The organism is Paraperlucidibaca wandonensis (assembly GCF_042677145.1).
GTDB classification, from domain to species: Bacteria; Pseudomonadota; Gammaproteobacteria; order Pseudomonadales; family Moraxellaceae; genus Perlucidibaca; species Perlucidibaca wandonensis.
Genome location: NZ_JBHTIT010000001.1, coordinates 193,818 through 219,422, shown reverse-complemented (window position 1 = coordinate 219,422; position 25,605 = coordinate 193,818). Strand labels below are relative to the sequence as shown.

The 25,605-nt window shown below is 53.2% G+C and carries 23 protein-coding genes; 9 read left to right on the top strand and 14 right to left on the bottom strand.

The genetic code is table 11. The features are described from left to right. Positions 1-34: 34 nt before the first annotated feature. From ACFQ0F_RS00995 to ACFQ0F_RS00985, 3 genes are all read right to left on the bottom strand, one after another. A complete protein-coding gene (locus ACFQ0F_RS00995) occupies positions 35-436 on the bottom strand; it encodes a hypothetical protein (RefSeq protein WP_379068075.1) in 402 nt (133 codons plus the stop codon). A gap of 247 nt (positions 437-683) precedes the next feature. Beyond that, entirely contained in the window at positions 684-1,586 is a 903-nt protein-coding gene (locus ACFQ0F_RS00990) for an alpha/beta fold hydrolase (RefSeq protein WP_379068072.1), read from the bottom strand. A gap of 3 nt (positions 1,587-1,589) precedes the next feature. Further along, complete coding sequence (locus ACFQ0F_RS00985) at positions 1,590-3,035, bottom strand: amidase (RefSeq protein ID WP_340676243.1); 1,446 nt, start codon at positions 3,033-3,035, stop codon at positions 1,590-1,592. A gap of 86 nt (positions 3,036-3,121) precedes the next feature. On the opposite strand from ACFQ0F_RS00985, the gene rsxB reads away from it, so the two are divergent. Genes rsxB through ACFQ0F_RS00970 form a run of 3 tightly spaced genes read left to right on the top strand, consistent with a single transcriptional unit; the run spans position 3,122 to position 7,264 of the window. Beyond that, positions 3,122-3,940, top strand: a complete 819-nt coding sequence (gene rsxB / locus ACFQ0F_RS00980) for an electron transport complex subunit RsxB (RefSeq protein ID WP_379068069.1) — start codon at positions 3,122-3,124, stop codon at positions 3,938-3,940. Continuing rightward, complete coding sequence (gene nth / locus ACFQ0F_RS00975; protein ID WP_340676241.1) at positions 3,940-4,575, top strand: endonuclease III; 636 nt, start codon at positions 3,940-3,942, stop codon at positions 4,573-4,575. The genes rsxB and nth overlap by 1 nt, the downstream gene beginning before the upstream one ends. Beyond that, entirely contained in the window at positions 4,568-7,264 is a 2,697-nt protein-coding gene (locus ACFQ0F_RS00970; protein WP_379068066.1) for a DUF748 domain-containing protein, read from the top strand. Before nth ends, ACFQ0F_RS00970 begins: the two co-directional genes overlap by 8 nt. Positions 7,265-7,297: 33 nt before the next feature. Here the strand turns inward: ACFQ0F_RS00970 and ACFQ0F_RS00965 are convergent, their stop codons facing one another. The 4 genes from ACFQ0F_RS00965 to ACFQ0F_RS00950 form a co-directional block, all read right to left on the bottom strand. Next, positions 7,298-8,971, bottom strand: a complete 1,674-nt coding sequence (locus ACFQ0F_RS00965) for an AMP-binding protein (protein WP_379068063.1) — start codon at positions 8,969-8,971, stop codon at positions 7,298-7,300. 46 nt (positions 8,972-9,017) lie between these two features. After that, positions 9,018-10,268 (bottom strand): alpha/beta fold hydrolase, encoded by a 1,251-nt coding sequence (locus ACFQ0F_RS00960; protein WP_340676238.1) that lies wholly within the window; start codon positions 10,266-10,268, stop codon positions 9,018-9,020. A gap of 109 nt (positions 10,269-10,377) precedes the next feature. Further along, positions 10,378-11,601: an argininosuccinate synthase gene (locus ACFQ0F_RS00955; RefSeq protein WP_340676237.1), complete on the bottom strand. Its 1,224-nt coding sequence runs from the start codon at positions 11,599-11,601 to the stop codon at positions 10,378-10,380. 54 nt (positions 11,602-11,655) lie between these two features. Further along, positions 11,656-12,897 carry a GGDEF domain-containing protein gene (locus ACFQ0F_RS00950; RefSeq protein ID WP_379068058.1) on the bottom strand — a complete coding sequence of 414 codons (1,242 nt, stop codon included), beginning with the start codon at positions 12,895-12,897 and terminating at the stop codon, positions 11,656-11,658. Positions 12,898-12,971: 74 nt separating this feature from the next. Between ACFQ0F_RS00950 and pyrC the strand changes: the two genes are divergently transcribed. Further along, positions 12,972-14,012: a dihydroorotase gene (pyrC, locus tag ACFQ0F_RS00945; RefSeq protein WP_340676235.1), complete on the top strand. Its 1,041-nt coding sequence runs from the start codon at positions 12,972-12,974 to the stop codon at positions 14,010-14,012. Continuing rightward, positions 14,009-14,635 (top strand): ribonuclease T, encoded by a 627-nt coding sequence (gene rnt, locus ACFQ0F_RS00940; protein ID WP_340676234.1) that lies wholly within the window; start codon positions 14,009-14,011, stop codon positions 14,633-14,635. The genes pyrC and rnt overlap by 4 nt, the downstream gene beginning before the upstream one ends. 43 nt (positions 14,636-14,678) lie before the next feature. Here rnt and ACFQ0F_RS00935 read toward each other — a convergent pair whose 3' ends face one another. Both ACFQ0F_RS00935 and ACFQ0F_RS00930 read right to left on the bottom strand, forming a co-directional pair. Next, positions 14,679-16,106, bottom strand: a complete 1,428-nt coding sequence (locus ACFQ0F_RS00935) for a sodium:solute symporter family protein (protein WP_379068054.1) — start codon at positions 16,104-16,106, stop codon at positions 14,679-14,681. Between the two features lie 94 nt (positions 16,107-16,200). Continuing rightward, positions 16,201-17,403, bottom strand: coding sequence for a 4-phosphoerythronate dehydrogenase (locus ACFQ0F_RS00930; protein ID WP_379068051.1), 1,203 nt, complete (start codon positions 17,401-17,403; stop codon positions 16,201-16,203). 102 nt (positions 17,404-17,505) lie between these two features. Between ACFQ0F_RS00930 and ACFQ0F_RS00925 the strand changes: the two genes are divergently transcribed. Together ACFQ0F_RS00925 and ACFQ0F_RS00920 are read left to right on the top strand one after the other, a co-directional pair. Then, the gene (locus tag ACFQ0F_RS00925) at positions 17,506-18,393 is read left to right on the top strand and encodes an NUDIX hydrolase (protein ID WP_379068048.1); all 888 of its coding nucleotides are present in this window, start codon (positions 17,506-17,508) and stop codon (positions 18,391-18,393) included. Continuing rightward, on the top strand, positions 18,390-19,817 hold the full coding sequence (locus ACFQ0F_RS00920) for an MATE family efflux transporter (RefSeq protein ID WP_340676230.1): 1,428 nt from the start codon (positions 18,390-18,392) through the stop codon (positions 19,815-19,817). Before ACFQ0F_RS00925 ends, ACFQ0F_RS00920 begins: the two co-directional genes overlap by 4 nt. Before the next feature lie 25 nt (positions 19,818-19,842). On the opposite strand, the gene tusA is transcribed toward ACFQ0F_RS00920, so the two are convergent. Genes tusA through ACFQ0F_RS00900 form a run of 4 tightly spaced genes read right to left on the bottom strand, consistent with a single transcriptional unit; the run spans position 19,843 to position 23,281 of the window. Next, the gene (gene tusA, locus ACFQ0F_RS00915) at positions 19,843-20,097 is read right to left on the bottom strand and encodes a sulfurtransferase TusA (protein WP_340676229.1); all 255 of its coding nucleotides are present in this window, start codon (positions 20,095-20,097) and stop codon (positions 19,843-19,845) included. A 27-nt stretch (positions 20,098-20,124) separates the two neighbouring features. After that, a complete protein-coding gene (locus ACFQ0F_RS00910) occupies positions 20,125-21,372 on the bottom strand; it encodes an MFS transporter (RefSeq protein ID WP_340676228.1) in 1,248 nt (415 codons plus the stop codon). A gap of 29 nt (positions 21,373-21,401) precedes the next feature. Next, on the bottom strand, positions 21,402-22,268 hold the full coding sequence (gene purU / locus ACFQ0F_RS00905) for a formyltetrahydrofolate deformylase (RefSeq protein WP_379072055.1): 867 nt from the start codon (positions 22,266-22,268) through the stop codon (positions 21,402-21,404). Continuing rightward, positions 22,256-23,281, bottom strand: a complete 1,026-nt coding sequence (locus tag ACFQ0F_RS00900; protein WP_340676226.1) for an AraC family transcriptional regulator — start codon at positions 23,279-23,281, stop codon at positions 22,256-22,258. Before ACFQ0F_RS00900 ends, purU begins: the two co-directional genes overlap by 13 nt. A 161-nt stretch (positions 23,282-23,442) precedes the next feature. On the opposite strand from ACFQ0F_RS00900, the gene ACFQ0F_RS00895 reads away from it, so the two are divergent. Both ACFQ0F_RS00895 and ACFQ0F_RS00890 read left to right on the top strand, forming a co-directional pair. Continuing rightward, positions 23,443-23,877, top strand: a complete 435-nt coding sequence (locus tag ACFQ0F_RS00895; RefSeq protein WP_340676362.1) for an HIT domain-containing protein — start codon at positions 23,443-23,445, stop codon at positions 23,875-23,877. Between the two features lies 1 nt (position 23,878). Beyond that, positions 23,879-24,634 (top strand): TSUP family transporter, encoded by a 756-nt coding sequence (locus ACFQ0F_RS00890; RefSeq protein ID WP_379068043.1) that lies wholly within the window; start codon positions 23,879-23,881, stop codon positions 24,632-24,634. A gap of 62 nt (positions 24,635-24,696) precedes the next feature. Here ACFQ0F_RS00890 and ACFQ0F_RS00885 read toward each other — a convergent pair whose 3' ends face one another. Continuing rightward, entirely contained in the window at positions 24,697-25,599 is a 903-nt protein-coding gene (locus tag ACFQ0F_RS00885; RefSeq protein ID WP_340676224.1) for a metal-dependent hydrolase, read from the bottom strand. Positions 25,600-25,605: the final 6 nt, after the last annotated feature.

Sequence of the window (25,605 nt, the reverse complement as noted above, 5' to 3'; positions counted from 1 at the left end):
AAGCAGTTTTCTGTAACTCGAATTTAGTAAAATATTAGGATTTAATTTTATGACTTGATGATATAAAAACCCACGCGAAAAATAGCATAAAAAATAGATCATTTAGGCCATAGATACTATAAAAAATCCCGGCAAAAATATCTGTGGAATAAACTGCTTCTAGACTATTTCCTAGAAGCCAATTGATCCAGACAACAACATAAATTAATTTCTCTAAAGCAAAAGCGCCAGCGACCCATTTTATATTTGATATTACGGTTGCAGCTGAGAGATAGGCAATACCCCACATGACGATCATAAGAAGCCCAAAATTAGACATTACAATAGGGTCAGCGTCATTTATGGCAACATTAGTAAATCCACGTGAAAATATAAGCACACTAAAATTCATGATCGCAGCTAAAATAAATCCATTTTTTATTAATTTTTGATTCATATTTACCTCTGATAGCTTTATTGCCTAACCTAGTTTATATCGCAGCACTGCAGTGTAATAACTTTTATTTGCTGCATATGACAAAGGAGCGCGGGAAAAATCCAAGGACATCAAAGCCTTGAACACAGCTCTCCTTGCCATCAAATACCGCGCATCCTGCGCCGCAAAGCATGCCATGCCTTATTTCGGGCGCCAAGTTCACTGCATAACCTATTTAGCTAGCGAAACTCGGCACTCGCGACTTGCCCTAGCTTCGCATCATATTCGTGATTAGCGCCTGTGTGATTACTGGCCATACGCCGGGCGGCAAATCGTGACCCATGCCCTTCACCAACAGCCATTGCGAGCGCGGAACAGCCCGCGCCACCGCACGACCGCACGCTGGGCGCACCAGCGGGTCAGCATCGCCGTGAATAACCACGGTGGGCTTGGTGATGCGTTTGGCATAGGACCGCAAGCTACCCGTGCCTAAGATGGCATTGTATTGGCGCAAGACACCAGCCGGATAGAAACTACGCGCGTGCGACGCTCGCGCCATCTCCAGCAGTTCGGCATCGCTAAACGGATAGTTGGGACTATGAATCGCACGCATAAACTTTGCCGAATGAGCAATGTATTGCTCAGATGTCGCGCCTTTGCCCGGCCCACTGGTGAGCAGCTTTAGCGCAGATGGCTTGGGTGGTGGCAATAAAGCTTGGTTGGTGCTGGAGAAAATTATCCCCACCGAGCGCACACGGTCTGGATATTTCGCCGCAAAAATTTGCGTAATCATGCCACCCATGGAGGCACCAACAATATGCGCACGGCGAATTTGCAGGAAGTCGAGTAGGCCTAATACATCATCGGCCATATCCATTAAGGTATAGGGCACAGGGCTCGACAGGCCCAATTGTGCGCGCACCATGCGTTTCCAAACCGGACCTTTCACTTTCAAATCACTGAGCTTGCTGGATAAGCCAATGTCGCGATTATCAAAACGGATAACACGATGGCCTTCGGCCACCAAGCCTTCGCAAAAGCCTAAAGGCCATAGTGTGAGCTGCGCACTCAAGCCCATCACTAAAATAATGGGTGGGTGCAAAACATCACCCATGTCTTCATAAGCCAACTCAAGGCCATTGGCCTCTGCAACGCCGCGGCGAATATTCATGCCTTACTTACTCACTTTCACAATAGGGTAGACCCAGCCACCGAGAGATTTTTCTAAGGCCATGGCACACGCCAAACCAAGATGATCATTGCCTTCTTTGGCAATGATTTGCACGCCTGTTGGTAGACCAGCGCTATTAAGACCGGTGGGAACTGATGTGCCGGGCAGCGACAAGGCATTAAACACGGCGCAGTTGACGAAATTAAACGGCGGCAGCATCGCATGATAATGCTTGGGCGCAACCGTCGGATATGGCGGCGTAATCAATACGCCATCATCGCCTAAAGCATCTTCCAGCTGGCGCTTCAGCACTAAGGCCTGAGCACGCAATTTAGCCGTGCGCTTCGGTGTCCATTCTGGCAAACGCTCAAATAGCGCGAGGGCAATCAGCGGGAAGGTGTGGTCGGAGCGACCGATGGCGAAACGACCAAACTCGGCTAGTGCGGCGCGTGGTGAGCGCGTACCAAAGAGATGATCGGCAAAGGTCAGATCGCTGCCAGCGGTGGCGAGCATAGCCGACCACAGGTCTAGCGCCTTCGCCATCAAGGGCAAATGAATCGCTTCGACGCGAGCTCCCTGCGCCATCAAGGCCTCAATGGCACGGTCGCGTGCGCCCAGTTGGTCGGCATCCGGCGAAATGGCCAATTCACGAGCAAACTGCAGCACTCGCAACTTACTAATATCGACATCACTCACGGGCTGTAAATGCACAGCACGGTCGCCAGCGAGTACCCGCACCAGCGGCTCTAAATCTTCTGCGCGACGGCACAAGGGCCCGCTCGATAAATGCCGATCAATACCGCCAGATGGCCCAGGAAACTGGCCTTCATTATCGATCAAACCCGGCGAGCACTTATGGCCAAACACGCCGTTGAAAAATGCCGGCATCCGAATCGAGCCGCCAACGTCGCCGCCCAAACCAAAAGGTGAGGCGCCACTGCCAACGATTGCGCCCTCACCGCCCGATGAACCGCCGACTGTATGTGCTGGGTTGTAGGGGTTATTGGTGCGGCCATAGACCTTATTGAAAGTTTCCATCCACATGCAGAGCTCGGAAGTGTTAGTTACCCCGAGCGGGATGGCGCCAGCGGCGCGTAAATTCGCTACGATAGGCGCATCATCTGCGACCTTGCGGCCAATGCGGCTGACCAAGCCGGCGGTATTTGGCATGCCGGCGAAGTGAAAGTTCTCTTTGATTGTGCATGGCACGCCAAGAAACGGTGGCAGTGACGCTAATTTGTGCGCCTTTTTTGCTTTGGCCACAGCTTCATCGGCTTTTGCAGCCTCAACACGGGCATCGGCAACACGCTCGCACACCACGGCATTGAGCGTGGGATTAACTTGCCGCAAACGGGCAATATGCGCCTCAACTACAGCCACCGAAGTGGTTTTACCGCTACGTATATGTGCAGCCAACTCGGAAGCCGAGAGTAATAGCAGATCAGACATAACTAATTGCCAGATATGGACGTGTTGCGACTTTGCCCCAGCCGCCTGCTCGATGCAATAATCACTCACGTTTTTGAGTATCACTTATGGCCAACGCAACACTGATTCCACTGATCGATGCCCTGCTGCCGCAAACCCAGTGCGGGCAATGCGGCCATCCCGGTTGCGCACCTTATGCGCAGGCCATCGCCGATGGCGAGGCAATTAATCATTGCGTGCCCGGCGGCCAAAGCACCATTGATGCCCTGGCACGCTTACTCGACAAGCCCAGCCTGCCACTAGATCCAGCCTATGGCGTAACGCCAGAGCATCGTCTAGTCGCCTTTATTCGCGAAGATGAATGCATCGGCTGCACCAAATGCATCCAAGCCTGCCCCGTCGATGCCATTGTTGGCGCGGCGAAACAAATGCACACCATATTAGTCGATGAATGCACCGGCTGTGATCTCTGCGTTGCTCCCTGCCCCGTCGATTGCATCGATATGGTCGAAGGCCCAGACATTCCTATGACCTGGCATAAAGCTTCCGACGAACCACTCAATGCCGATGAGCAGGCAGCGAAAGATCGCGCCGATAAAGCCCGCGAACGCTTCGAAACCCTCAAAGCTCGCCAAGCCAAATTGGCTGAGGCTAAAGCTGCGCGCCGCCCAACCGCCGTCGTGGCGCAAACGTCTGGCTCCGGTGCTCCCGATACTAGCGCGCTGATGATTGCCGCCGCACTCGCTCGCAGCCAGCTGAAAAAAACTGAAAAACAACTCGCCGCGCTGAATGCTCGTGGCGAAGATGCCAGCCATCTGCAAGCACGCCTGCCCGAGTTGAGCGAGGCTGTGAGTACTGCCGAAGCGGCTTTGGCAAAAGCGAAGGCGCCCGGCAGTAAGCGTGTGCGCACCACAGGAGCGCTGTAATGAATGCCGCCAAGCGCGAGGCTATTTTTTCGCGCCTACAAGCTGAGAATCCCGAGCCGCGCACTGAGCTGCACTATCGCAACCCGTTTGAATTGCTTATCGCGGTCTTACTGTCGGCGCAATCAACCGATGTTGGTGTCAACAAGGCCACCGTGAAATTATTTGCCCAAGGCCCAACGCCTGCCGCTATGTTGGCGATGGGCGTCGATGGTGTAAAAGCCTGCATCCGCACTTTAGGCCTGTTTAATAGCAAAGCTGAAAATGTCATTAAGACCTGCCGAATCTTGGTTGAGCAACACAATAGCGAGATTCCGCGCCAACGCGAGGCTCTAGAAGCATTGCCCGGTGTTGGCCGTAAAACCGCTAATGTCGTGCTGAATACAGCATTTGGCGAACCGACGATCGCCGTCGACACACACATCTTTCGAGTCTCGAATCGCACACGTTTAGCGCCGGGAAAAGATGTTGTCGCGGTCGAAGAAAAGCTGATGAAAGTCGTGCCAAAAGCGTATCGTGTCGATGCTCATCATTGGCTGATTTTGCACGGCCGTTACACCTGCATTGCGCGCAAACCTCGCTGCGGCAGCTGTTTGATTGAAGACCTCTGCGAATACAAGGAGAAGGTGCTTGACTAAGCCCTCAGCAACACCGGTTAGTGCTACCAAAACAACTAGCAAACGCAGCCGCTGGCTTCTGGGCGGCTTGGCACTGCTTATTGTGGTTTGGCTGGGCATTGTCACCGCCATCGAATTTTTAGCGCCAAACTGGGTGGAGAACACGCTAGCAAAAGAAATCAGCCAGCGCCTAGGCATCGCCATTCGCATTGAACGAGTCGACACCGATGCTTTCGAAGGCAAGCTTCATATTTTTGGCGTTGCGGTTGACGACAAAGAAGGACAACCAATAATTGGTTTTCGTGAGCTACATTTGGACTATTCATGGCTGAGCTTATTGAGCCCAGTATGGGTGCTGGAGTCGGCGACTCTGGTGCAACCAACTATTCATTTACGACTACCCGCTGAAGGCCCGCTAACACTTATGCAGCTCGTGCCAAGCAGCGATGGTCCAGCGGTGGAAACACCGCGCTGGCAGCTCAAGAGTTTGGCCATTAGCGAGGGCGAATTATCTTATCGCGATGAGCGCGTAAAACCTGCACGCGAATTCGCGCTGAGTAATTGGGGCTTAAACCTCGATGACATTGGCACAGAAAGCGCCAATGGCTTAGCCGAGCTGCATGGCGACCTACCTGCCGGTGCGAGCATCGACTGGATCGGCGATGTTGGCTTGCAACCATTAAGGTCAAAAGGCCGTTTGCAAATCAACAAGCTATCACTGCCGGATACACTCGGCTGGTTACCGGAAAAGCTGCCATTGGCGGTCAATAATGGGCGCATTTCATTAGACCTTAACTACGATGCCAAATTACAGCCCGACGTTTCTGTCGCCATTAATAACAGCTCAGCCACTCTAGAAGATCTGTCATTAGCACTGCTAAAAGCATCACAAAAAGATGAGCTCGCAAGCATAAAAACGTTAAGCGCTAAAGGCGTGGTATTTGCCTATCCTAGCGGTGAATGGGCAAGCGATAAATTAACCTTAGTGGGTGCAAACGTTTCAGTCGAGCGCGATGCCAATGGTGAGTTTAGCGTCATAAAAGCACTCGCCGGACCACCACGAAAAGCCGTTACTAAGGCTGAGCCTAGTGCGCCTATCGACTGGGCCGGCAGCTTAAAACAAGCTGAAATCAGCGATGTCATGGTGACTTATCGCGACCTCAGCACACGCCCAAACACTGCGCTAACACTTGGGCCACTCTCATTATCAGCAACGCCAAAAGCCGACAGCGCACAAGATAGCGTCGCCATCACGCTCAATACCGCGATCAATACCAGCGCTAAGCTAAGCCTGCGCGGCGAGTTGGGCATGCCATCGGCACGAGCCAATCAAGCGCCAGCAACACCGTATTTTTCCGGCAGACTAAGCCTCGATGACTTAGCCCTGAAGCCTTTCGAAGGCTTTATTAGCGAAGTGCTGGCCATCCGCCTGCCATCGGGCGAGCTCAGTACCGATGGCCAGCTGCAATGGCAAACACCAAGTGCGCCTAGCTGGGCATGGTCTGGCGATACCTCCGTGAAAAACCTGCGTGTTTTAGAGGCTCGCGGCCAGCCATTACTGTCGCTAAACACACTGCAAGTCACTGGATTAAAAGCGCAAGGTACGCCGCTGCAAGTGGGCATTAATCGCCTCTTGATCGACAGTCCAAAATTACGCGTGAGTCGCCAAAGCGATGGCTCGCTCAACGTAGCGAATTTGACTAAGACAAGCTCTTCAAATAGCTCGGCGAATAGCGAAAGCAACGCCAGATCTGATGTCTTTATAAACACTCTCGCCGTGCGCGGCGGCACCGTAGCATTTGCCGACAATAGCTTGGCTCCAAGCGTGGCGACGGCGCTATCGCAGCTCTCTGGCAGCATCAGCAAAATCGATCTCACAGGCCGTCAAAATGCACAGATCAAGTTACGTGGTTACCTGCCCAACGCCGCACCCATTGCCATAGAAGGTGCAGTAAATATTGTGCAGCCAACCAAAGCCTTCGATATGACTCTGCGCGCTGAACGCCTAGCGCTAGCGCCCTACAGCGCTTACGCCAGTCGTTATGCGGGCTACGCACTAGCAGACGGCCTGCTCTGGGCAGACTTGAAATACAGCATCGATAAAGGCTCGCTCAGCGCTAAAAACACCCTGCGCATAAATGACTTTACCTGGGGCGAGGCCAGCGGCTCGAAAGAAGCCACGGGACTGCCAGTGCGACTTGGCACCGCATTACTAAAAGATGTGAAAGGTGAAATTCATTTAGATGTGCCATTAAGCGGGAACTTAAGCGACCCAGAGTTCCGTGTATGGCCCATCGTTTGGCAGACATTGGGCAATCTCATCACGCGCGCAGCAGCAGCACCGTTTAAGTTACTCGGCGGTTTAGCCGGTGGCGGCGATGACCTTAACCAAGTCAGCTTTACTGCTAATAGCGCCGCCCTGTCAGAGTCGGCAAAGGCACAAGTCACGACCTTAGCGGCATCGTTAAAAGATAAGCCTGAATTGCAGATGAGCCTTGCAGGCCATAGTGATGCGACAAAAGATATGATGCCCGGCTTAAGCCCAGAGGCTGCCAGCAAGCACGCCTACGACCTTGCCAAAGCGCGAGCCGTTGCCGTGCAGCAAGCGTTAATCGCCGCTGGAGTGCCAGCGCAGCAATTAGTGCTTGAGCAGCCAAAGGCAACAACAGATGCATCACTCGCGGTGAGCCTAACGATCAGCCTGCCCTAAAGGGTCAGGCTGATGCTCACAGATTAGAAAGGCTTACTGCCACTCCACCAGCACTTCGCGGCGGCGCGCTACTTGCGTGACTGCCGCGGCATAGCGGGCTTCGATCTCGTTGCGTCGGACTTTTAAAGTGGGGGTTAATAAGCCGCTTTCACTGCTCCAGCGCTCGCTGACTAGCAACATTTTAGCGATCTTTTCATGGTCCTCTAAGGGTGCATTTGCGCGCTCCATATCGGCTAATAAACCTGCCTCAACTTCCTCGCGCGGCTTAGTTAATGCGGTCAAGCTCAGATTCACCACCATCACCGGCTGAGTGAGCTGGGCACCAACTAAACAACATTGATCGATGTCGTTATTGCTGCCCATGAATGCAGCCTCTATTGGGCCCGGCGCGACGTATTTGCCCTTGGCCGTTTTAAAAATCTCTTTTACGCGGCCAGTGATATAGAGAAAGCCATCATGATCGAAGCGGCCTTTATCACCTGTTTTCAACCAGCCGTCGCTAGTAAAGGCGGCTTTGGTTTGCTTAGCATCATTGAAGTAGCCAAGCATTACGCCAGGATGGCGCACTTGAATTTCGCCCTCTTCCGATAGGCGCAAATTGGCATCCGAAAATGGCTTGCCGACACTGCCTAAGCGCTGTGCACCGGGGCGATTCATGCTGCAATACAGCGCTTCGCTTTGGCCATAGCACTCGTAAACATCGAGGCCTAAGACATCGCGGAAAAATAGTAATGTGGCTTGTGGCACCGGCGCTGCACCACAAAATAATGCACGGCTATGTTGCAGACCTAAGCGCGTCACCATGCGCTTTCGCAGCAACGGCCCGAGCCAACGCCGCTTCACTAAAGCACGCAATTGGCGCTCAGGAATACGCGCGGTAAAACTTGCTTGCAGGCGTGATAGCACTAATGGCACGGCGACAAAGCGTGTCGGCTTAGTCTCCATCAGTTGCTCGCTCATTTTCTCTACGCGCTCGAGGAAATACACCTCGGCACCCCAATAGAGGCTGGCCATTTCGACCGCCACGCGCTCCAAAATATGCGCAAGCGGTAAGTACGAAAATAAGCGCTCGCCCGGTTTAGAAGGGATTACTTCGCGAAACACTGCTGAGGTAAAGGCTAAGTTGCCATAACTCAGCATCACACCTTTCGAATTACCCGTAGTGCCTGAGGTATAGACCAGGGTCGCCAGAGTATCGGCGCTAGGCTTTTCATAGCGACGTAACGGCAGATGTGAGCGCGCAAAGCCTGCCCAAGTGTGCTCAGACACAGGCGATGCATCGTAAGGCATGGCAATGGTGACGATATCTTTGGGTAGACCTTGCTGCAACATATCAGCGGCTACAGCGGATGGCATGGGGCCAATAAAAATCGCCTTGGCCTCGCAATGCTTCAAAATCCATCCTGTGGTTTTCGATGCTTGTCGAGCGTAAATTCCAACTGGCACTAGGCCGGCCATTTGGATGGCGAGGTCGGCTAAAAACCAATGCGCGCAGTTCATGCCAGCAATAGCGATTCGCGAGCCCGCAGGCCAGTCCTGAGCCTTCAGCGCTGATGCCATGCGGCCAACTTCATCGGCGGCCTCACGCCACGTCATGGTGCGAATAGCGCCGGCTTCATGCTGAATCATCCAAGTAACATCGGGCGCTTGCTCTGCCCAGTACAACAGTTGATCTACCGGATACGAAGTACTGCTCGCTACTGTCATTTCACATTTCCCGAAAGCAAAAGCCGCAAAATCATTGGCCATAAAATCATAGCGTTGGGTCTTCAGCGCGATGGCGTGATTGCATGCGTCTTACCGTACGCGCAGCAGCGCTAGGCTTCTCTTGCTTATTCTCAACGCCGGCAATATCGCTGCGGCTATCGAGCCATTGCGCGCAAGGCTCCCAAACCTCATGCGCCGCTTTCGAGCCCAAAATCACGCCCATATGGCCACCAGGCGCGACACGAAATTCGCTAGACTCACTACCAACTAGCTCAGCGGATTTGCTCGCGACATCGATCGGCACAATGTGATCGGTGCTGCCGGCATAAGCTAAATAGTCTGCCTTGATGGTGCTGAGATCGGCGTCAATATCGCCCAAAGACATGATGCCATCGGCAAATTGATTGTCGATGAGGGCATGCACAAACATGTCTTGCAGCACGCCAACGGGATACACCAGCATGTGATCAAGATAGTCGGCTGTGGTGCTATGGCTTTCGACAAACTCACGATCGGCCAAGCGCTTGGCTAAGTTCCAATAGGTGGTGACGCTGCCTATTGGATCGGTGAGTTTGAAGCCCAAAGTAGTGACCCAGCCCGGCATTTGCATGCTTATCGGATTCAAGTCCTGCACGCGCAGTGGCGTGTAGCGACGAACCAATTCAGCAGGCTTTTGGATGATGCGGCCAAGCATTGCCGGAATACCACTACTGCGAAAATCAATCGGGCTAGCAATAGTGATGAGGTTGCGAATTTTTGTATCGCCGGAACCGCCGGCATACATCAGCGACAGCAAGCCGCCCATGCACCAGCCCATCAATGAGACCTCTTCAACACCGGAATGCTTACGCACTTCCGCGATGGCCTCGGAAAACATATCGATGGAATAGTCTTTTAAGCGCAAGGTGGCGTGGCGACGCTCTGGAATGCCCCAGTCAATCATATAAACATGGTAGCCACGCGCTGCGAAAAATCGCGCCAGACTGCGATGTGGCATGAGGTCGAAACTTTCCGTGGTAACGCCGAGCGGTGGCACCAACACGAGCGGCACGGCATGGCGTTTGCGCTGGACCGGCATCGTTTCGCCATTGGACAATGGGATTCTGTCTTCGTAGGGTGGCGGATAATAGCGCAGCGACATCGGGTCGCCGGAAAGCAGTGTTTCGTAGGGTGTTAGGCCCGATTGCACGAGACTGCCGCGCAAAAATGCCCAATCTAGCGCATTGCCTGTGGCCACTTCTGCACGAGCGCGAAACGCACTTATTTGTTTACTAATTGATCTTAATCGACTTGCCATCATGAGCTCCTGCCTATGCCTGACCGCCAACGAAATCGCGGGGGCTGACCTGTGAAATCAGTGTACCCCGCTTTAACGATTTTCGTGTTGCCAGTTGTCGGCCGCCCTATTATTTGAGCAGTGTGCGACCGTTGTTGGCGGCGATGCGCAAGCGCAGCGCGTTCAGCTTAATGAAGCCTTCAGCATCTTTCTGATCGTAAGCGCCGCCATCATCTTCAAAGGTCGAGATGCGCGTATCGAACAAGGATTGCGCCGACTGGCGACCGACAACAATCACGTTACCTTTGTAGAGTTTCAAGCGCACATCACCATTAACGCAGGCTTGCGAATTATCAATCAAGCCTTGCAGTAACTGGCGCTCAGGGCTCCACCAGTAACCGTTGTAAATCAGCGTGGCGTAACGCGGCATCAGCTCATCCTTCATGTGAGCGACTTCGCGATCTAGCGTAATCGATTCAATGGCACGGTGGCCCTTCAGCAAAATCGTGCCGCCTGGAGTTTCGTAGCAGCCGCGCGACTTCATGCCGACATAGCGGTTTTCCACCAAATCCAAACGACCAATGCCGTTGGCACCACCAATTTTGTTCAAATAAGTCAGCACAGTCGCTGGGCTCATGCGCTCGCCATCGATGGCAACAACGTCGCCGCCTTCGTAGGTGAGATCAATGTATGTAGCCGTGTTAGGTGCATTTTCTGGCGAGACTGACCAACGCCACATTGACTCTTCGCACTCAGTCCATGGATCTTCGAGCACGCCGCCTTCATAGGAAATGTGCAGCAGGTTGGCATCCATGGAATACGGTGATTTTTTACCAGCAGAAGCAAAATCGATGGGGATATCACGGGTTTTGGCGTAGGCCATCAGCGTTTCACGCGAGGTCAAATCCCATTCACGCCACGGGGCAATGACTTTGATGCCGGGCTTCAAGGCATAGGCGCCGAGCTCGAAACGGACTTGGTCATTACCTTTGCCGGTTGCGCCGTGCGAAATGGCATCGGCGCCTTCGCGGTTAGCAATTTCAACTAGGCGCTTAGCAATTAATGGGCGCGCAATCGATGTGCCGAGCAAATATTCGCCTTCATAGACGGTGTTGGCACGGAACATTGGGAAGACGAAATCGCGGACAAACTCTTCACGCAAATCTTCGATGTAAATGTCTTTAATGCCCATGGCGTGGGCTTTTGCGCGCGCTGGCTCAACTTCTTCGCCTTGGCCAAGATCAGCGGTGAAAGTGACGATTTCACAGCCATAGGTGTCTTGCAACCAACGCACAATAACGGAGGTATCTAGGCCGCCAGAATAGGCGAGTACGACTTTTTTGATGTCGGTCATGGGTTCAAAACTCACAGGCATGCGAATGGAAAAATCAGACGCGCATTGTACGCGTTAGCAGGCCGTGCTGACCACCACCCGATGCCTTCCCTCATGCTTGGCGGCGTAAAGCGCCTCATCTGCAAGGTCGATAAGTTTAGCGGGAGCGATATGCACATCCGGCACCATCGAGGCAACGCCAGCGCTAATCGTCACATGCTTGGCAACCTTGGAGCCGCGATGCGCAATTGCCTTGGCATCGATGCCGGCAATCAACTCGCGCGCCACTTCCATCGCACCATCGCAGGTGGTGTTTGGCAGCAGCAGAACAAACTCCTCACCGCCGTAGCGCGCGGCTAAATCGCCGGGGCGAGTCGCTACCGATTTCAGCACATCGGCAACTGCTATCAAGGCACGATCACCCTCTAAGTGGCCGTGTTTATCGTTAAACGCTTTGAAATGATCTACGTCAGAAAATACTAATGCCAAGGGTTTGCCATCGCGGCGCGCACGCTCCCACTCCATCAGAAAGCGATCGTTAAAGTGGCGGCGATTTGCCAAACCAGTGAGGCCATCTTCGCGTGCTAATTGCACCAGTCGCTCAGATAATTTATTGAGTTGGCGCTTTTCTAGGTCGAGTAGTCGCGACTGTAAAAATAACCGGCGCTCTCGCACTTCTACCACGTAGTTATTACCGACACCGACTAAGTTGGTGAGGAAGAAAAACTGCATGAACATGCCCCAGTCGAAGCGCTGCATGCCCAATACATTGACCGCTAATACAACAGCGCCCATGCCCGTAAAGCCTATAAATGCAGATTGATGTAGGCGTAAGTTGGCCACGCCATAGACGATCATGAGCAGGTAGATAACGAGATAGGTACTGCGTTGACGAAGTACTTCATCACGAAAATAAGCCGGAAATATGGTCATGAAAAGCAGCATGAGCAGACAACACGCCACCGTATAGCTAAAAAAATGTCGATCCATCGAGGGCGATTTGGCGAGTGCGGTGAAAATCACTAATACCGAAATAATGCACAAGCCCATCAGGACAGCTAAGCGCAAGTCCTCAACCGCACCAATCCACACGCCACCCACGGTGTATTGAAAATAAATAATTAACACAGCGCTCAGCGCCAACAAAAACAGCATCCAATAGTTTTCGCGCACGGTCTCCAAAGCCCGGGTATTCATGTTTTGCCGGAACTCTTTTTCAAACGACGCAGGAAAGCGCAAACGCATGAAAGACTGGCCAAGCAAGTCGCGTACGGTGTCGTATTCAGCCTCCCAGGCGGGGGGTTTTTCTGCACTCATCTCATGCTCCGTCTTTGCCGATGCCTCAGCATCCGTTAGCCTATGCGTCTTTGCTGCCGTTGACGAGCCTTCTCATGCCCCAAAATACACTCACTATCACCCGTCCCGACGACTGGCATGTGCATTTACGCGATGGCGATGCTCTCGTTGACACCGTGCCCGCCATGTCACGTTATTTTGGCCGAGCCATTGTCATGCCGAATTTGCTGCCGCCGGCAGTGACGCCCGAACAAGCCGGCGCTTATCGCGAGCGCATTTTAGCTGCCCGCCCAACTGGCAGCCGCTTTGAGCCACTAATGGTGCTCTACCTCACCGAAGGCACTACGGTTGATGATATTCGCCGCGCCAAGGCTAGTGGCTTTGTTCATGCTGTGAAGCTCTACCCTGCCGGTGCGACCACTAACTCGCAGTCGGGCGTTACCGATTTAAGCAAAGTCGATGCGGTGCTCAATGAGATGGCCGACTGCGGCATGCCCCTGCTAATTCACGGCGAAGTCACTCATAGCGAGATCGATATTTTTGCCCGCGAAAAAGTATTTATCGATACCGTGCTCACGCCGCTAGTGGCCAAACATCCAACGCTGCGCATTGTACTCGAGCACATCACCACCGCCGACGCCGTCGAATTTGTCCGCAATGCGCCAGAGCATATCGGCGCCACCATCACTGCACATCACTTATTATTTAACCGCAATCACATGCTCGCCGGCGGCATTCGCCCGCACTATTACTGCTTACCGATACTCAAACACAGCCGCCACCAAGCTGCGCTTATTCAGGCTGCAACCAGTGGCAATCCGAAATTCTTTTTAGGCACCGATAGCGCGCCACACGCCATCGGTGCGAAAGAATCGGCCTGCGGCTGCGCCGGTGCCTACACCGCTCACGCCGCCATCGAGCTTTATGCTGAGGTTTTTGAGGCAGCTAATGCCTTAGAGATGCTCGAAGGTTTCGCCAGTCATTTTGGTGCCGATTTCTACGACCTGCCACGCCATAGCGACACCATCACGCTAGTGCGTAAGCCATGGTCAGTGCCTGCGAGCTACCCCTTTGGTGGCCAGCAAGTAGTGCCTGTGCGAGCGAATGAGCAACTGGATTGGCAGGTACAGGCATGATCGCCGCCAAGGATAGATTCCGTGGTTTCTTGCCTATCGTGGTCGATGTTGAAACCGCTGGCTTCGATGCCGGCACGCACGCCTTATTGGAAGTCGCGGCCGTCATCGTGTTGCCCGATGAGCATGGCAACTGGCAACCCGTTGCGCGCCATCATGCGCATTTAAAACCTGAGCCTGGCCTCGAGCTAGACCCTGCTGCGCTCAAGTTCAATGGCATTAACCCGCATCACCCGCTGCGCTTAGCGGTGACTGAGGCCGATGGTTTGCGCGATATTTTCGCGGCGGTGAAAGCTGCGCAAAAAGATGCCGGCTGCAAACGCTGCATTTTAGTTGGTCACAATGCCGGATTTGATCTCGCTCACATCAACGCGGCTAGCGAGCGCCACAACCTAAAAAATCAGAATCCGTTCCATCCGTTTTCGGTGTTCGACACGGTCTCATTGGCAGGCTTAGCTTATGGCCAGACCGTGCTCGCACGCGCCTGCGTCGCTGCCGGCATCGACTTTGATCAGAATGAAGCGCACTCCGCACTCTACGATGCGCAAGTCACTGCCGAGTTATTTTGCGGCATCGTCAATCGCTGGCAATCGGCATTTGCTTTACCGGAAATGTCCGAGGCTTGAGCCTTTAAAGCAGATGAGGTCATCTCGCCTCATCTGCTAATGCTTAGCGCGCATTAGCCGGCGATGGCAGCAGACGCGACAAAAATGTCGCGCCAAACCACATGCCAATAATGCTCGCCAACAAGCCCGCCAACTGCGGTGGCCAAATGCCTTCAGCCGCCCATAATTCAAAGCTCAACCACACCACAACACCAAACGCCATTGAGGTGAGCGCGCCGGCACGATTGGCTTTAGACCAATAAATACCCGCCGTGAGCGGAACAAACACAGCCACCAAAGTGACTTTGTATGCGTTCTCAACCATTTCAAAAATAGTCGCGTCTGACTGCATGGCATACCAGCCAATAAAAGTGCCAAAGCCTAAAACCACTGCGCGCAACATGAACAAAAACTGCTTATCGGTTTGTGCTGGCAACAAAGGTTTCAGTAAGTTTTCAGTAAATACCGTCGATGGTGCAAGTAAAGTTCCTGAGGCTGTAGACATAATCGCCGACAGCAATGCGCCAAAAAACAACACCTGCATAAGCAGCGGTAAGTCACTCTGAATGAACGTCGGCAATACCTGTTGCGGATCCTCGCCCATCACGCGTTCGACCATGGCTGGGTCAATCACAACGGCGGCATAGGTCAAAAACAACGGCACCATGCAAAATAGTAAATAACCAACACCACCCAAAATTGAGCCGGCAACCGCGATATTTTCATTTTTTGCCGTATTCATGCGCTGAAACACGTCTTGCTGCGGAATAGAGCCCAGCGCTAACGTCACGAAAGCACCAATCCACGCGAGCATGGAGGCCGCTGACATTTCCGGCCAAAAATCCTCGAACTTACCGGCAGCTTGCGCATGATCGACGACAACCATCACGCCTCCGGCATTGCCAGCCACCACATAAGTAATAACTAACAGCGCGACAATAATGATGATCATTTGTACAAAGCTCGTCACTGCCACCGACCACATGCCACCAAACATGGTGTAAAAAATCACAATAGCCGAGCCAATCAAAATACCTTCGTCATGACTAATGCTACCGCCACTTAAGCTGCTAAAAATCACGCCAAGTGCAATCATCTGCGCTGATACCCAGCCCAAGTAAGACAACATAATGGCAACCGACGTAATGACCTCAGCCTCGCGACCATAGCGATCGCGGAAAAAGTCACCAATGGTTAGTAGGTTGCGGCGATACAGCGCACGCGCAAAAAACATACCGGCAAAAATCAAACAAAATGCGGCACCAAAGGGGTCGGCAACAATGCCACCCAACCCTTCATCGAGAAAGGTAGATGGCGCGCCGAGAATCGATTCAGAACCAAACCAAGTAGCAAACATGGTGGCGGTGACCACACTGAGTGGCAAGCTACGGCCTGCTGAAATAAAATCGCGCGAGTTTTTTACCCGCAAAGTGGCCAATAAGCCGATGGCGATGGACACCACTAAGTAGGCAATTACAAAGGTATTTAACATGCTGTTTGGTCTCCAACAGCGCATCCATGGCACCGACGATAGGTGCTTAGGGAGTGGGCAGTCACGCGTCTACTGACGCCATTTTTTGCGCATGCTAACAGCAGAAACCAAGATCAGTAAGTAGTTGCTGCGCGGATGAGGCTTTTGCCACGCCAAAGATGCGATGAGCGGCGATTTCGCGGCGCGTGGCATAGTGTTTGCGCAAGTCATCAAAAGCGCTAGCTTGGCCGGGGTGAGCCGCAACAGCAGCGCGTAAACGCTGGTCATCGCCTTCGCAATCAACCACCTGCGCCATTATGGCGGCATAAGGCGCAACCAGATGCTCGGCGCTAGCGGCAGACCATTGCAGCACTGGCGGCGCTTGCGCAGGGATAATATCCGCCAGCTCACCAACCTGCTCATAGCCGAGTAAGGCCGCAGCTTTGGCGGTAATCTGCCAAGTGCCACGCCACTTCCCCTCTAAGCTATGGCCGGCGATATGCGGGCTAACTTGCTGGCAAGCTTCAATAACCTCTAGAGCCGGCACAGGCTCATTAGGCAGTACATCGAGTAAGGCGATGCCTTTTTGCAGATACGCCGCCAATGCATCGGCTTCAATGACATCGCCACGGCCTGCGTTAATCAGCCAAGCCCCCGGTTTTAATAATGCCAATCGCTCAGCTTTAAACAGATGGTGAGTCGGCGCTGAGCCAGCGCGCGTGAGCGGTGTGTGCAGGCATACGATATCGACTGTTGGTAGTAATGAAGCTAAGTTTTGCCAGTCCGACACAGCTAAGTCAGCTTTATCACTCCGGCTTAATAGTGGATCGCAGCCCACGACCTGAAGCCCAAGTGCCGACAACAATGCCGCAACACGGCGACCCACTTGCCCCATGCCAACCACGCCAACGCGCTTGCCGCGCAGCTCAGCCAAGGTCATCTCTGGCTCACGCGCCGCCTGCCTTAGCACCGTTGCTAAAACCCATTCAGCCACCGCCTGCGCATTGCAGCCAGGCGCTGTAGACCATGCCACGCCTGCCGCCTTAAGCGCATCAAGGTCTAAATGGTCTTGGCCAATGGTCGCGCTGCCGACAAAGCGCAATGCATTGGCCTCAGCCAACAGCTCGGCATCGACACGAGTAATCGAGCGCACAAGCAAGAGCTGGACATCTCTCAAGGCAGATGCCTGCATGCTGCGCCCTGCCATGCGAGCGATAGCAAACTCAAGTGCGCGGCCTTGAGCATCACGCCATTGCGACAAACACGCCTCAACTCCGGGCATCATGTCATCTGCTAATACTGTGACTTTTGCTTGCATGGCCATACTCATTGACAGAAAACTGCTCGAGTATGCCATTGCCTATCGGCACAGCGCCGATGCATTCGCTACACTAGGCAAAATTTTTCGAGACTTGCTTACATGTCGCATCCGCTCATCGCCGACATCCTCAATTTTCTCCAGAAAATGCCGCGCTTTACACCGCTCGATGAACTGCGCCTGCATATTGACGATGCTGCCGTGGGATGGGTAAAGCCTGCCATCGCCGATGCTCTTGTGGCGATAGCCGGCGCACATGCCATGCGCAAAACCGAATCGCTACATTTGCGCGCCGCTAGCGATGGCGTCGGCCGTAGCATCGTCGTGCAAGGCTGGGCGCATGCGCTGCATGAGCAAGGCTTGCTGCAGAACTGGCGCGATGAGCCAATGACACTGATGCATCAAGGCCACAGCTTTCTCACCACCGAGCGCGCGGCATTTCGCAGCTTAGGCATGGCCACACAGTCGGTGCATTTAAATGGCTGGCTGACCAGCCCAGATGGTATGCAAATTTGGGTTGCCGAACGCAGCCATCACAAGTTTGTTGACCCCGGCAAGCTCGACAACTTGGTTGGTGGCGGCTTGGCTTCTGGTGAATCTTTAGCTGTTGGCTTGGCGCGCGAGGCATGGGAAGAAGCAGGCTTACTGTTTCGCCACATCCCATCGCCAGTCACTCAGCTGCATATTTGCCGGCGTATCGGCGAGGGCCTGCAAGACGAATGCATTCATGTCTTCGATGCCTATTTACCTGCTCACTTCATCGCTCTAAACCAAGATGGTGAAGTCGCCCATGCCGGCCTAATGCCAGTTGAAGATGCACTTATGCTCGTGCTTGGCGGACGCTACACGTGGGATGCCGCACTGGTATTTATCTACGGCTTGCTACGCCAACGCTATTTTGGCCGCGATGGTAATGCCATCATTCACCAAACTTTAATTGAACTTGGCCACTTAAAACCCAAGCATCTCGCCCGCGGCCTTTCGCAATGAGCGCGCCCGATGCTCAGGTGCCTAGCGCACCGCTAACCACGCGCGCGGAATTAAAAGCACTCAGCCTACTCACTGCACCAATTTTAGTCAGTCAGCTCGCTCAAGCCGCCTACGGTTTTATCGACACGCTAATGGCCAGCCAAGTTTCGCCCATGGATCTCGCCGCCGTCGCTGTCGGCTCCGGCATTTGGCTGCCTTTGTTTCTATTAACCACAGGCATCTTGCTCGCCACCACGCCTTTGGTTGCCGAAGCTCACGGCGGCAATCAGCGCCAACGCATTGCCGGCATTACGCATCAGGCGCTTTGGTTGGCGCTGGGCGTCGGCGTCATCGGCTTCTTTGCAATGCGCCATGCCTACCCAATATTTGAATGGCTAGGCGTACCGCAAGAACTGCGCGAGCTGACTCAGCAATACTTGCTTGGCGTATCGTGGGGCATGCCCGCAGTGGGCTTATTTTTTGCCTTACGCTGCTACTGCGAAGCACAAGGCCAACCGACTCCGGTAATGGTCATTAGCGTGAGTGGACTCACGCTCAATGTCGCCTTCAATATGCTGTTTATTCACGGCAGCGAGGCGGTGAGCTGGCTATCGTGGATGCCCGTGCACATCCCGGCCATGGGCGGCCCCGGCTGTGGTTGGGCGACATCAATCGTACTGTGGCTGATGTCAGGCATCATGCTCAGCTATTTGCTGCTTAGCCGCCGCTTCAAGCATTCACGCTTGATGCAGGCTTGGGAGCCGCCAAGATGGTCGGAAATTAAAATCATTGCGGCGCTAGGCCTGCCGATTGGTTTGGCGATTTTCTTTGAGGTCAGCTCATTTGCATTAGTTGCGGTGCTAGTCAGCCCGCAAGGTGCACTCGCTGTGGCCGGCCACCAAGTCGCGCTATCGGTGACCTCATTATTATTTATGGTGCCGCTGAGTGTGGCAATTGCGCTGACTATTCGTGTAGGCCAGTTTTATGGCGCGCGCGACTTTGCCGCGATATTGCATGTTCGACGCATTGGTCTTATCGCCACAACCTGTATTGCTGCCTGTATGGCATTGATTTTACTCTTTGGCCGCAACGCCATTACCGCTGTTTATACCGACGATATGGCGGTGCGCGAATTAGCCACGCAGCTCATGTTATTTGCTGTTGCCTATCAAATTTTTGATGCGCTACAAGTGGCCGCGGCTGGCTGCTTACGCGGCCTACAAGATACGCAAAGCCCGATGCGACTGACGCTCTTTGCCTATTGGGTTATCGCAATTCCAGTGGGGTATTTGGCCGGCAGCACAGACTTTTTTGGCGGCCACTCGTGGGGCCCACACGGCTATTGGTTCGGCTTGGTGCTGGGCCTAACTGTGGCGAGTATTTTGCTCACATGGCAGCTCGGCAGCACGCTAAAAATCATCAAGGCACGATGGCAAATCGCTTAACGCGCGGCATAGGCTTTTTAAGAGCTTAGCCTTTGCGTAGCTCGTAGCGGTATTGGCCGGGCTCAGGCTCGTCTGCCTGCAACAGCTCATGACCAAGAAATTGGCAGAACTTCGGAATATCTCGCGTAGTCGATGGGTCGGTAGCGAGCACTAACAAGTGCTCGCCCGACTGCATTTCACGCACGCGTTTGTGCAGCATCATCACCGGCTCAGGGCAGCGTAGGCCGCGCGCATCCAGTGTGCTTAGTGCATCGCTCACTGGTTTTTCATTCTCATGCATCAAGACAACCTCATGTTCATCTGCCAGCTATTTAGCCTCAACAAACTCATCTGGCTCACGCGTAAAACGCCATGCCGGATACAACATAAATACGCCAACCGCAGCGGCAATCAAGAAATGATCAGCATAACCAACGGTCTCGGCAAGTAAGCCTGCGGGCAAATAAAACGAGCCACCAAATAGCGCAAGCAAACTTACCTGTAGCGTGAAATCAACGCCGGCATGAGCTTGGCGCGCTCGATCCATTACTGCCGATAGCAACGCTGCCATCGCCATGCCGCCGGCGAAATGTTCAAGCGCATTGACCGCGACAGCAGTACTAGTAGCGCTCAAGCCGGCAACGCCATAACCCATCGCAGGAATAGCGTAACAAGCAATAGCGACGCATTGAAAAACACCAAACCACACCAAGCCTTGGCGGCGACCGATTGTTTGCAGCCAATAACCACCGAGCATAGCGCCAGCTATCGTGGTCACGGCGCTGATCATACTGACCTGCAAACCGATCTGCGACAGTGTCATGCCCATATCGACCATCATCGGCTTCACCATTGCTGATGATAGCGAGTCAGCCACCTTATAAGTCACTAAAACCCAAATCCAACCCGCCAACTCAGGGCGCTTAAAGAAACTGACCCACGCGCTCGTGTACGACTCACCAGCAACCGGCAAGGCTTCGGCAGAAATGGCCGGCTCACGATAAAAAATGGCAGGCAATAACAGCAACAAAGACATGATGGTGAGGCCAATAAATGCTTGTGCCCAACCTAAAGTATCGAGCACTAACAACAGCAAACCGCCGCCAATAATAATGCCAACACGATAGGCCGAAACTTGGATGCCATTGCCCAAGCCACGCTCTTCGCTGGATAAAATACGTACCGCCAAACCGTCAGTGGCGATGTCTTGCGTGGCAGCAAATAAGTTCACCAGAAACAGCAGGCCAAACAGCCAATACACGCCAGATGCTTCGCGTAAGTTTTCTGGGTTAAACCAACACAGACTGGCCATGACCATAGCCAAACCTGCGTTCATCGGCAAAATCCAACTGCGGCGATGCCCTATGCTGGGCCAATAATAGCGATCCACCAAGGGCGACCAAAACACTTTTAACGCCCAAGGAATTGCCAATAAACCACTCAGGCTAATAAGTGATAAAGGTGCGTCATAGCTGCGTAAAATGGCTGGTAATGCTTGCGAGTACACGCCAAACGGCACGCCTTGTGCGAGATATAAGGCCAACAATAACCCTAGGCGCTTCGACAACGATGACATGATGTTTCTCTACGTTATATCAGCATGCTTTAGGAAAACACGATGGTTTTAGTGCCATGCACCAGCACACGGTCTTCCAAATGCCAACGCACAGCACGCGCCAGTACTTGACGCTCAACGTCTTGTCCCATTTCACGCAGAGAACCGACTTCATCACGATGTGACACACGCTCTACATCTTGCTCAATGATAGGGCCTTGATCTAAGTCGGCAGTGACGTAATGCGCGGTGGCACCGATCAGTTTCACGCCCTTGTCATAGGCCTGCTGATAGGGATTTGCGCCGACAAATGCTGGCAGAAATGAGTGATGAATATTGATGATGCGATGTGGCCAGCGCGCAGTAAAATCGGCGCTGAGAATTTGCATATAACGCGCCAGCACGATGAGGTCGACACCGACCAACTTTTCCTCCAGCGTCGCCTCGGCCAAAGCCTTAGTTTCCGCCGTCACCGGCACTAAGTGGAATGGCACCCCAAAGCCCTCCACCGCCTCGCGTAAATCACTGTGATTGCTGATCACCGCGACAATGTCACAAGGCAAACTACCGCGCGACCAACGCCACAATAGCTCCATCATGGCGTGATCATGCTTAGACACCAAGATCGCCACGCGCTTGCGATCAGCTGCGTAAGTCAGCTGCCAATTCATCTGAAAACGAATGGCCACTTCCTGCTCAAACGCCGCCTCTAAAGCTTCACGGCTAATATCCATTGCTACTGTTTGCAGCTCTAGGCGCATAAAGTATGTGCCGCCAATTGGCGCCGTGGCGTGCTGATCAAGGTCGGTGATATTGGCGCCATGAGAAAATAGAAAGCTCGATACCGCACTCACGATGCCGGGTGCATCGGGGCAGTTAATCAGTAAGCGAGCGGTGGTGTCGGTCATTCGGCTAATCCTAATAAGTGTCGGCGGCAGCTCGCTGGCGTCTGCCCAGTCCATTTTTTAAAGGCTCGATGAAAGGCGCTAGCTTCGGAAAAGCCCATCATCAGCGCGACCTCATCAATACTCAATGCAGGTTTGGCTAAATAAAACCGAGCCGCCTCTTCGCGCAATTGATCTTTAATTTGTTGATAGCTCGTGCCTTCCTCTTTCAGATGGCGACGCAGTGTTTGTGGTGTTAATGATAGCTGTTGGCTGAGTGCCGTTAAATCGGGGAACTGATGACCATAGTCATTACTCAGGCGATTTCTGACTTGCTCAGCTAGGCCCATTGGCCGTGAACGGCCAGCAATAATCAGCGCCAGTGAATCTTTCAAAAAGCGTGACAACGATAGCGGTGTTTGTGCCAAGGGCAAACTCAACCAGCTCGCAGGAAAGCGAATCATATTGCGGTCGGCACCATAGATTACTGGGCAGCGAAACATGGCGGCGAAATCAGTGGCACTTGGCGGCGCATCAAAACTAAATTCGATGACTAATGGACTCAAGCGCTGCCCGACCAGCCAACTCCAAAAGCGTACCGAGACGAAGACCATGAGCTCGAAAATCGTATCGCCGATAGCATCATGCTGACGCATGGTCAGTGTTAGCTGACCTTCATTGGAAGTGACGGTTAAGTCGGCAGCGGTAGGCGTTTCAAACAAGCCATAAAAAGCACTTGAGCGGCGTATGGCCTGCTCCAAGTTAGCGCAGTTAATCACTGCATGCGCCATCATCGAAAAAGTGCCTGGCTTAGAGCGTGCATCGGCAGCGAGACCAATAAATTCGTCACCGGTACGCCGCATCACTTCTTGCATCAGGCGGATAAGCTCGGTGCTGCTAATGCGCGCATCTGGCTCTTCCACGCGTGCCGGATCGAGGCCACTGTGCGCAAACAAAGCCGACATGCTCAAGCCCTGACGCGCTGCGCCCGAGAGCAAGCGCTCGACGTATTGAAGGCTAACGGTGTGGGCCTGGGAAACGGACATGAAAGCTCGCTAAAAATAGTACACGCGATAGTCTTAAGCTAAGCGCTGATTATCTCTCAAGACTAGCACAGCCACAGCTCGCGCATGTAGCTCAGGGGAGCTAAGCAGCCTACACTCCAGCCACTGCCACCGACTTAGGACCAGCCATGACTGCACTGCCAATATTTGACCTTGACCTACGATTAGCCAGTGACACGATCGTGCTCGGTGACTTTCCGCTAAGTCGCTGCCTGCTAATGAATGACGCGCATTATCCATGGTTAATTTTGGTGCCACGCCGCAATAATCTCACCGAAGTTTATCAGCTCAGTAGCGAAGATCAGGCACAGCTTTTACGTGAGTCATCTTGGCTAAGTCAGGCACTAAAACGCGCATTCAATGCTGACAAAATGAATGTGGCCAATCTCGGCAATGTCGTCTCGCAACTGCACTGGCATATTGTTGCGCGCCACAGCACAGATGCCGCTTGGCCCGGCCCGATCTGGGGCAAAAACCCAGTTCAACATTACAGTGTGCAAGCCTTAAAAGAGCGCTTGGAACAGCTCCACGCCCTACTAGCTCAAGCCGACTCCAGCCTAGCGTTCACACCCGCCTAACATGAGCTGGCTGCCCGATAGCATTAGCTTATTTACCGCTTATGGACTGATCGCGACCTCATTACTAACCTCACTAATCACCGCAGGCTTAGGCATTGGTGGCGGCTTATTATTGCTTGGCGTGATGGCAGTGCTCGTGCCTTCTGCCGCACTCATCCCGCTCCATGGCGTGGTGCAGCTGGGCTCAAATATTGGCCGAACGGCATTGCTCTGGCGCTTTATTCAATGGCAAACCGTGCTGCCTTTTACAGTTGGTGCTGTACTCGGCAGCGCTCTCGGTGGCAGCGTAGTGCGCGAGCTGCCGGAGTCTTGGCTATATGCCAGTCTGAGCGGATTTATTTTGTATGCCGTTTGGGGCAAATGGCCAACGCTATCGGCCAGCACTCAGCGCGCAGGCCTTTGGCTTGGCGGGCTAACACTGAGCTTTCTGAGCATGTTCATTGGCGCTACGGGACCTTTGGTTACCGCCCTGCTGAAAACTCAACAAATGCCGCGGCAACCACATATGGCGACATTCTCAGCGAGTATGAGCTTGCAGCATGGTGTGAAAATCGCCGCCTTTGGTTTTTTGGGCTTTCAGTTTCTACCCTGGCTAGGCTTACTCGCCGCCATGATAGCCAGTGGATTCATTGGCACTTGGCTAGGCCAACGCTGGCTCTCTGGCCGTGCCGATGTCAGCTTTCATCGCGGCTTAAACTGGTTGCTTAGCGCATTGGCGTTGCAGCTACTTTGGCGCGCAATTAGCACGGAGTTTTAGGGCTCATAAAAAAATGGCCCCGGCGCTTTGACGCCGAGGCCATCACAAACTCACCAATAAACTTAGTGAATATTTGCACCTTTCAGCAAGCCATTCATTGCGCCATTGGCACCGAATAGCTTCTCGCGCCACTCAGTCACGAGCGCATTAGTATCGTGATCGTTCGGGTGGAAGCTAGGACGGAAAAAGTCCAAATACTTCGGCAATAAGCGAGTCATACGACCGCGGCGACCAAACAGCGCGCGCATACCTGCTACGTTATCGCGCACATTGAGCAGCTTGCCATCGGCATGCATGAGACGGGCCGTCGAATACGCCATTACTGCACCTAAGATCGCGGTGGTCAGCGCCATAGTGGCCGTACGCACAATATAGCCACCGCCAGTTTGCTGATAAACATCCCAAGCCACGGCTTTATGCTCAGTTTCTTCAAGCGCATGCCACATCCATAATGGGCGAATATCTTCCGCCACTGAACCATGATGATCAGCCTCAGCCAAGAGCTGCTCGCCCATTAAAGCGGTGAAATGCTCCAAGCAAATCGTTGCGGCCAAGTTCAAGCGTGGATGAATCTTGCCGACATTATCGAGCAGTATTTTAAGTTGGCTTTCAAGCTCAGCGGCAGGCAACTGTTTAGCGTTAATAAAATCATTAAGCACTTGGTGTCCCTGTGTGTGCAGAGCCTCTTGGCCAATAAAGCCAGAGATCGCTGCTTTCAGGTCATCATCAGTGATTTGGTCACGATAATGGCGCACGGCTTCCACGAAAAACTGTTCTCCTTCAGGAAGCAGTACAGAGAATGCCGACCAGAAATAGGTCAGGAATGGGCTATCGGCATACCAGTAGCCGGCGTCAGAATTATCAAAATTCATCATTACACGACGTGGTGGAATGCCAACGCGCGCACCAGCTGGTTGGCGATTTGCCGAAGCTTTGGTGGAAATAGCGGTTTGGGCAGCAGTCATGGTGAA

What these genes read in the sequence shown, in the direction of transcription:
- ACFQ0F_RS00995 (WP_379068075.1), bottom strand. Translation starts at nt 436, where the DNA reads ATGAATCAAAAATTAATAAAAAATGGATTTATTTTAGCTGCGATCATG.
- ACFQ0F_RS00990 (WP_379068072.1), bottom strand. Translation starts at nt 1,586, where the DNA reads ATGAATATTCGCCGCGGCGTTGCAGAGGCCAATGGCCTTGAGTTGGCT.
- ACFQ0F_RS00985 (WP_340676243.1), bottom strand. Translation starts at nt 3,035, where the DNA reads ATGTCTGATCTGCTATTACTCTCGGCTTCCGAGTTGGCTGCACATATA.
- rsxB (WP_379068069.1), top strand. Translation starts at nt 3,122, where the DNA reads ATGGCCAACGCAACACTGATTCCACTGATCGATGCCCTGCTGCCGCAA.
- nth (WP_340676241.1), top strand. Translation starts at nt 3,940, where the DNA reads ATGAATGCCGCCAAGCGCGAGGCTATTTTTTCGCGCCTACAAGCTGAG.
- ACFQ0F_RS00965 (WP_379068063.1), bottom strand. Translation starts at nt 8,971, where the DNA reads ATGACAGTAGCGAGCAGTACTTCGTATCCGGTAGATCAACTGTTGTAC.
- ACFQ0F_RS00960 (WP_340676238.1), bottom strand. Translation starts at nt 10,268, where the DNA reads ATGGCAAGTCGATTAAGATCAATTAGTAAACAAATAAGTGCGTTTCGC.
- ACFQ0F_RS00955 (WP_340676237.1), bottom strand. Translation starts at nt 11,601, where the DNA reads ATGACCGACATCAAAAAAGTCGTACTCGCCTATTCTGGCGGCCTAGAT.
- ACFQ0F_RS00950 (WP_379068058.1), bottom strand. Translation starts at nt 12,897, where the DNA reads ATGAGTGCAGAAAAACCCCCCGCCTGGGAGGCTGAATACGACACCGTA.
- pyrC (WP_340676235.1), top strand. Translation starts at nt 12,972, where the DNA reads ATGCCCCAAAATACACTCACTATCACCCGTCCCGACGACTGGCATGTG.
- rnt (WP_340676234.1), top strand. Translation starts at nt 14,009, where the DNA reads ATGATCGCCGCCAAGGATAGATTCCGTGGTTTCTTGCCTATCGTGGTC.
- ACFQ0F_RS00935 (WP_379068054.1), bottom strand. Translation starts at nt 16,106, where the DNA reads ATGTTAAATACCTTTGTAATTGCCTACTTAGTGGTGTCCATCGCCATC.
- ACFQ0F_RS00930 (WP_379068051.1), bottom strand. Translation starts at nt 17,403, where the DNA reads ATGCAAGCAAAAGTCACAGTATTAGCAGATGACATGATGCCCGGAGTT.
- ACFQ0F_RS00925 (WP_379068048.1), top strand. Translation starts at nt 17,506, where the DNA reads ATGTCGCATCCGCTCATCGCCGACATCCTCAATTTTCTCCAGAAAATG.
- ACFQ0F_RS00920 (WP_340676230.1), top strand. Translation starts at nt 18,390, where the DNA reads ATGAGCGCGCCCGATGCTCAGGTGCCTAGCGCACCGCTAACCACGCGC.
- tusA (WP_340676229.1), bottom strand. Translation starts at nt 20,097, where the DNA reads ATGCATGAGAATGAAAAACCAGTGAGCGATGCACTAAGCACACTGGAT.
- ACFQ0F_RS00910 (WP_340676228.1), bottom strand. Translation starts at nt 21,372, where the DNA reads ATGTCATCGTTGTCGAAGCGCCTAGGGTTATTGTTGGCCTTATATCTC.
- ACFQ0F_RS00900 (WP_340676226.1), bottom strand. Translation starts at nt 23,281, where the DNA reads ATGTCCGTTTCCCAGGCCCACACCGTTAGCCTTCAATACGTCGAGCGC.
- ACFQ0F_RS00890 (WP_379068043.1), top strand. Translation starts at nt 23,879, where the DNA reads ATGAGCTGGCTGCCCGATAGCATTAGCTTATTTACCGCTTATGGACTG.
- ACFQ0F_RS00885 (WP_340676224.1), bottom strand. Translation starts at nt 25,599, where the DNA reads ATGACTGCTGCCCAAACCGCTATTTCCACCAAAGCTTCGGCAAATCGC.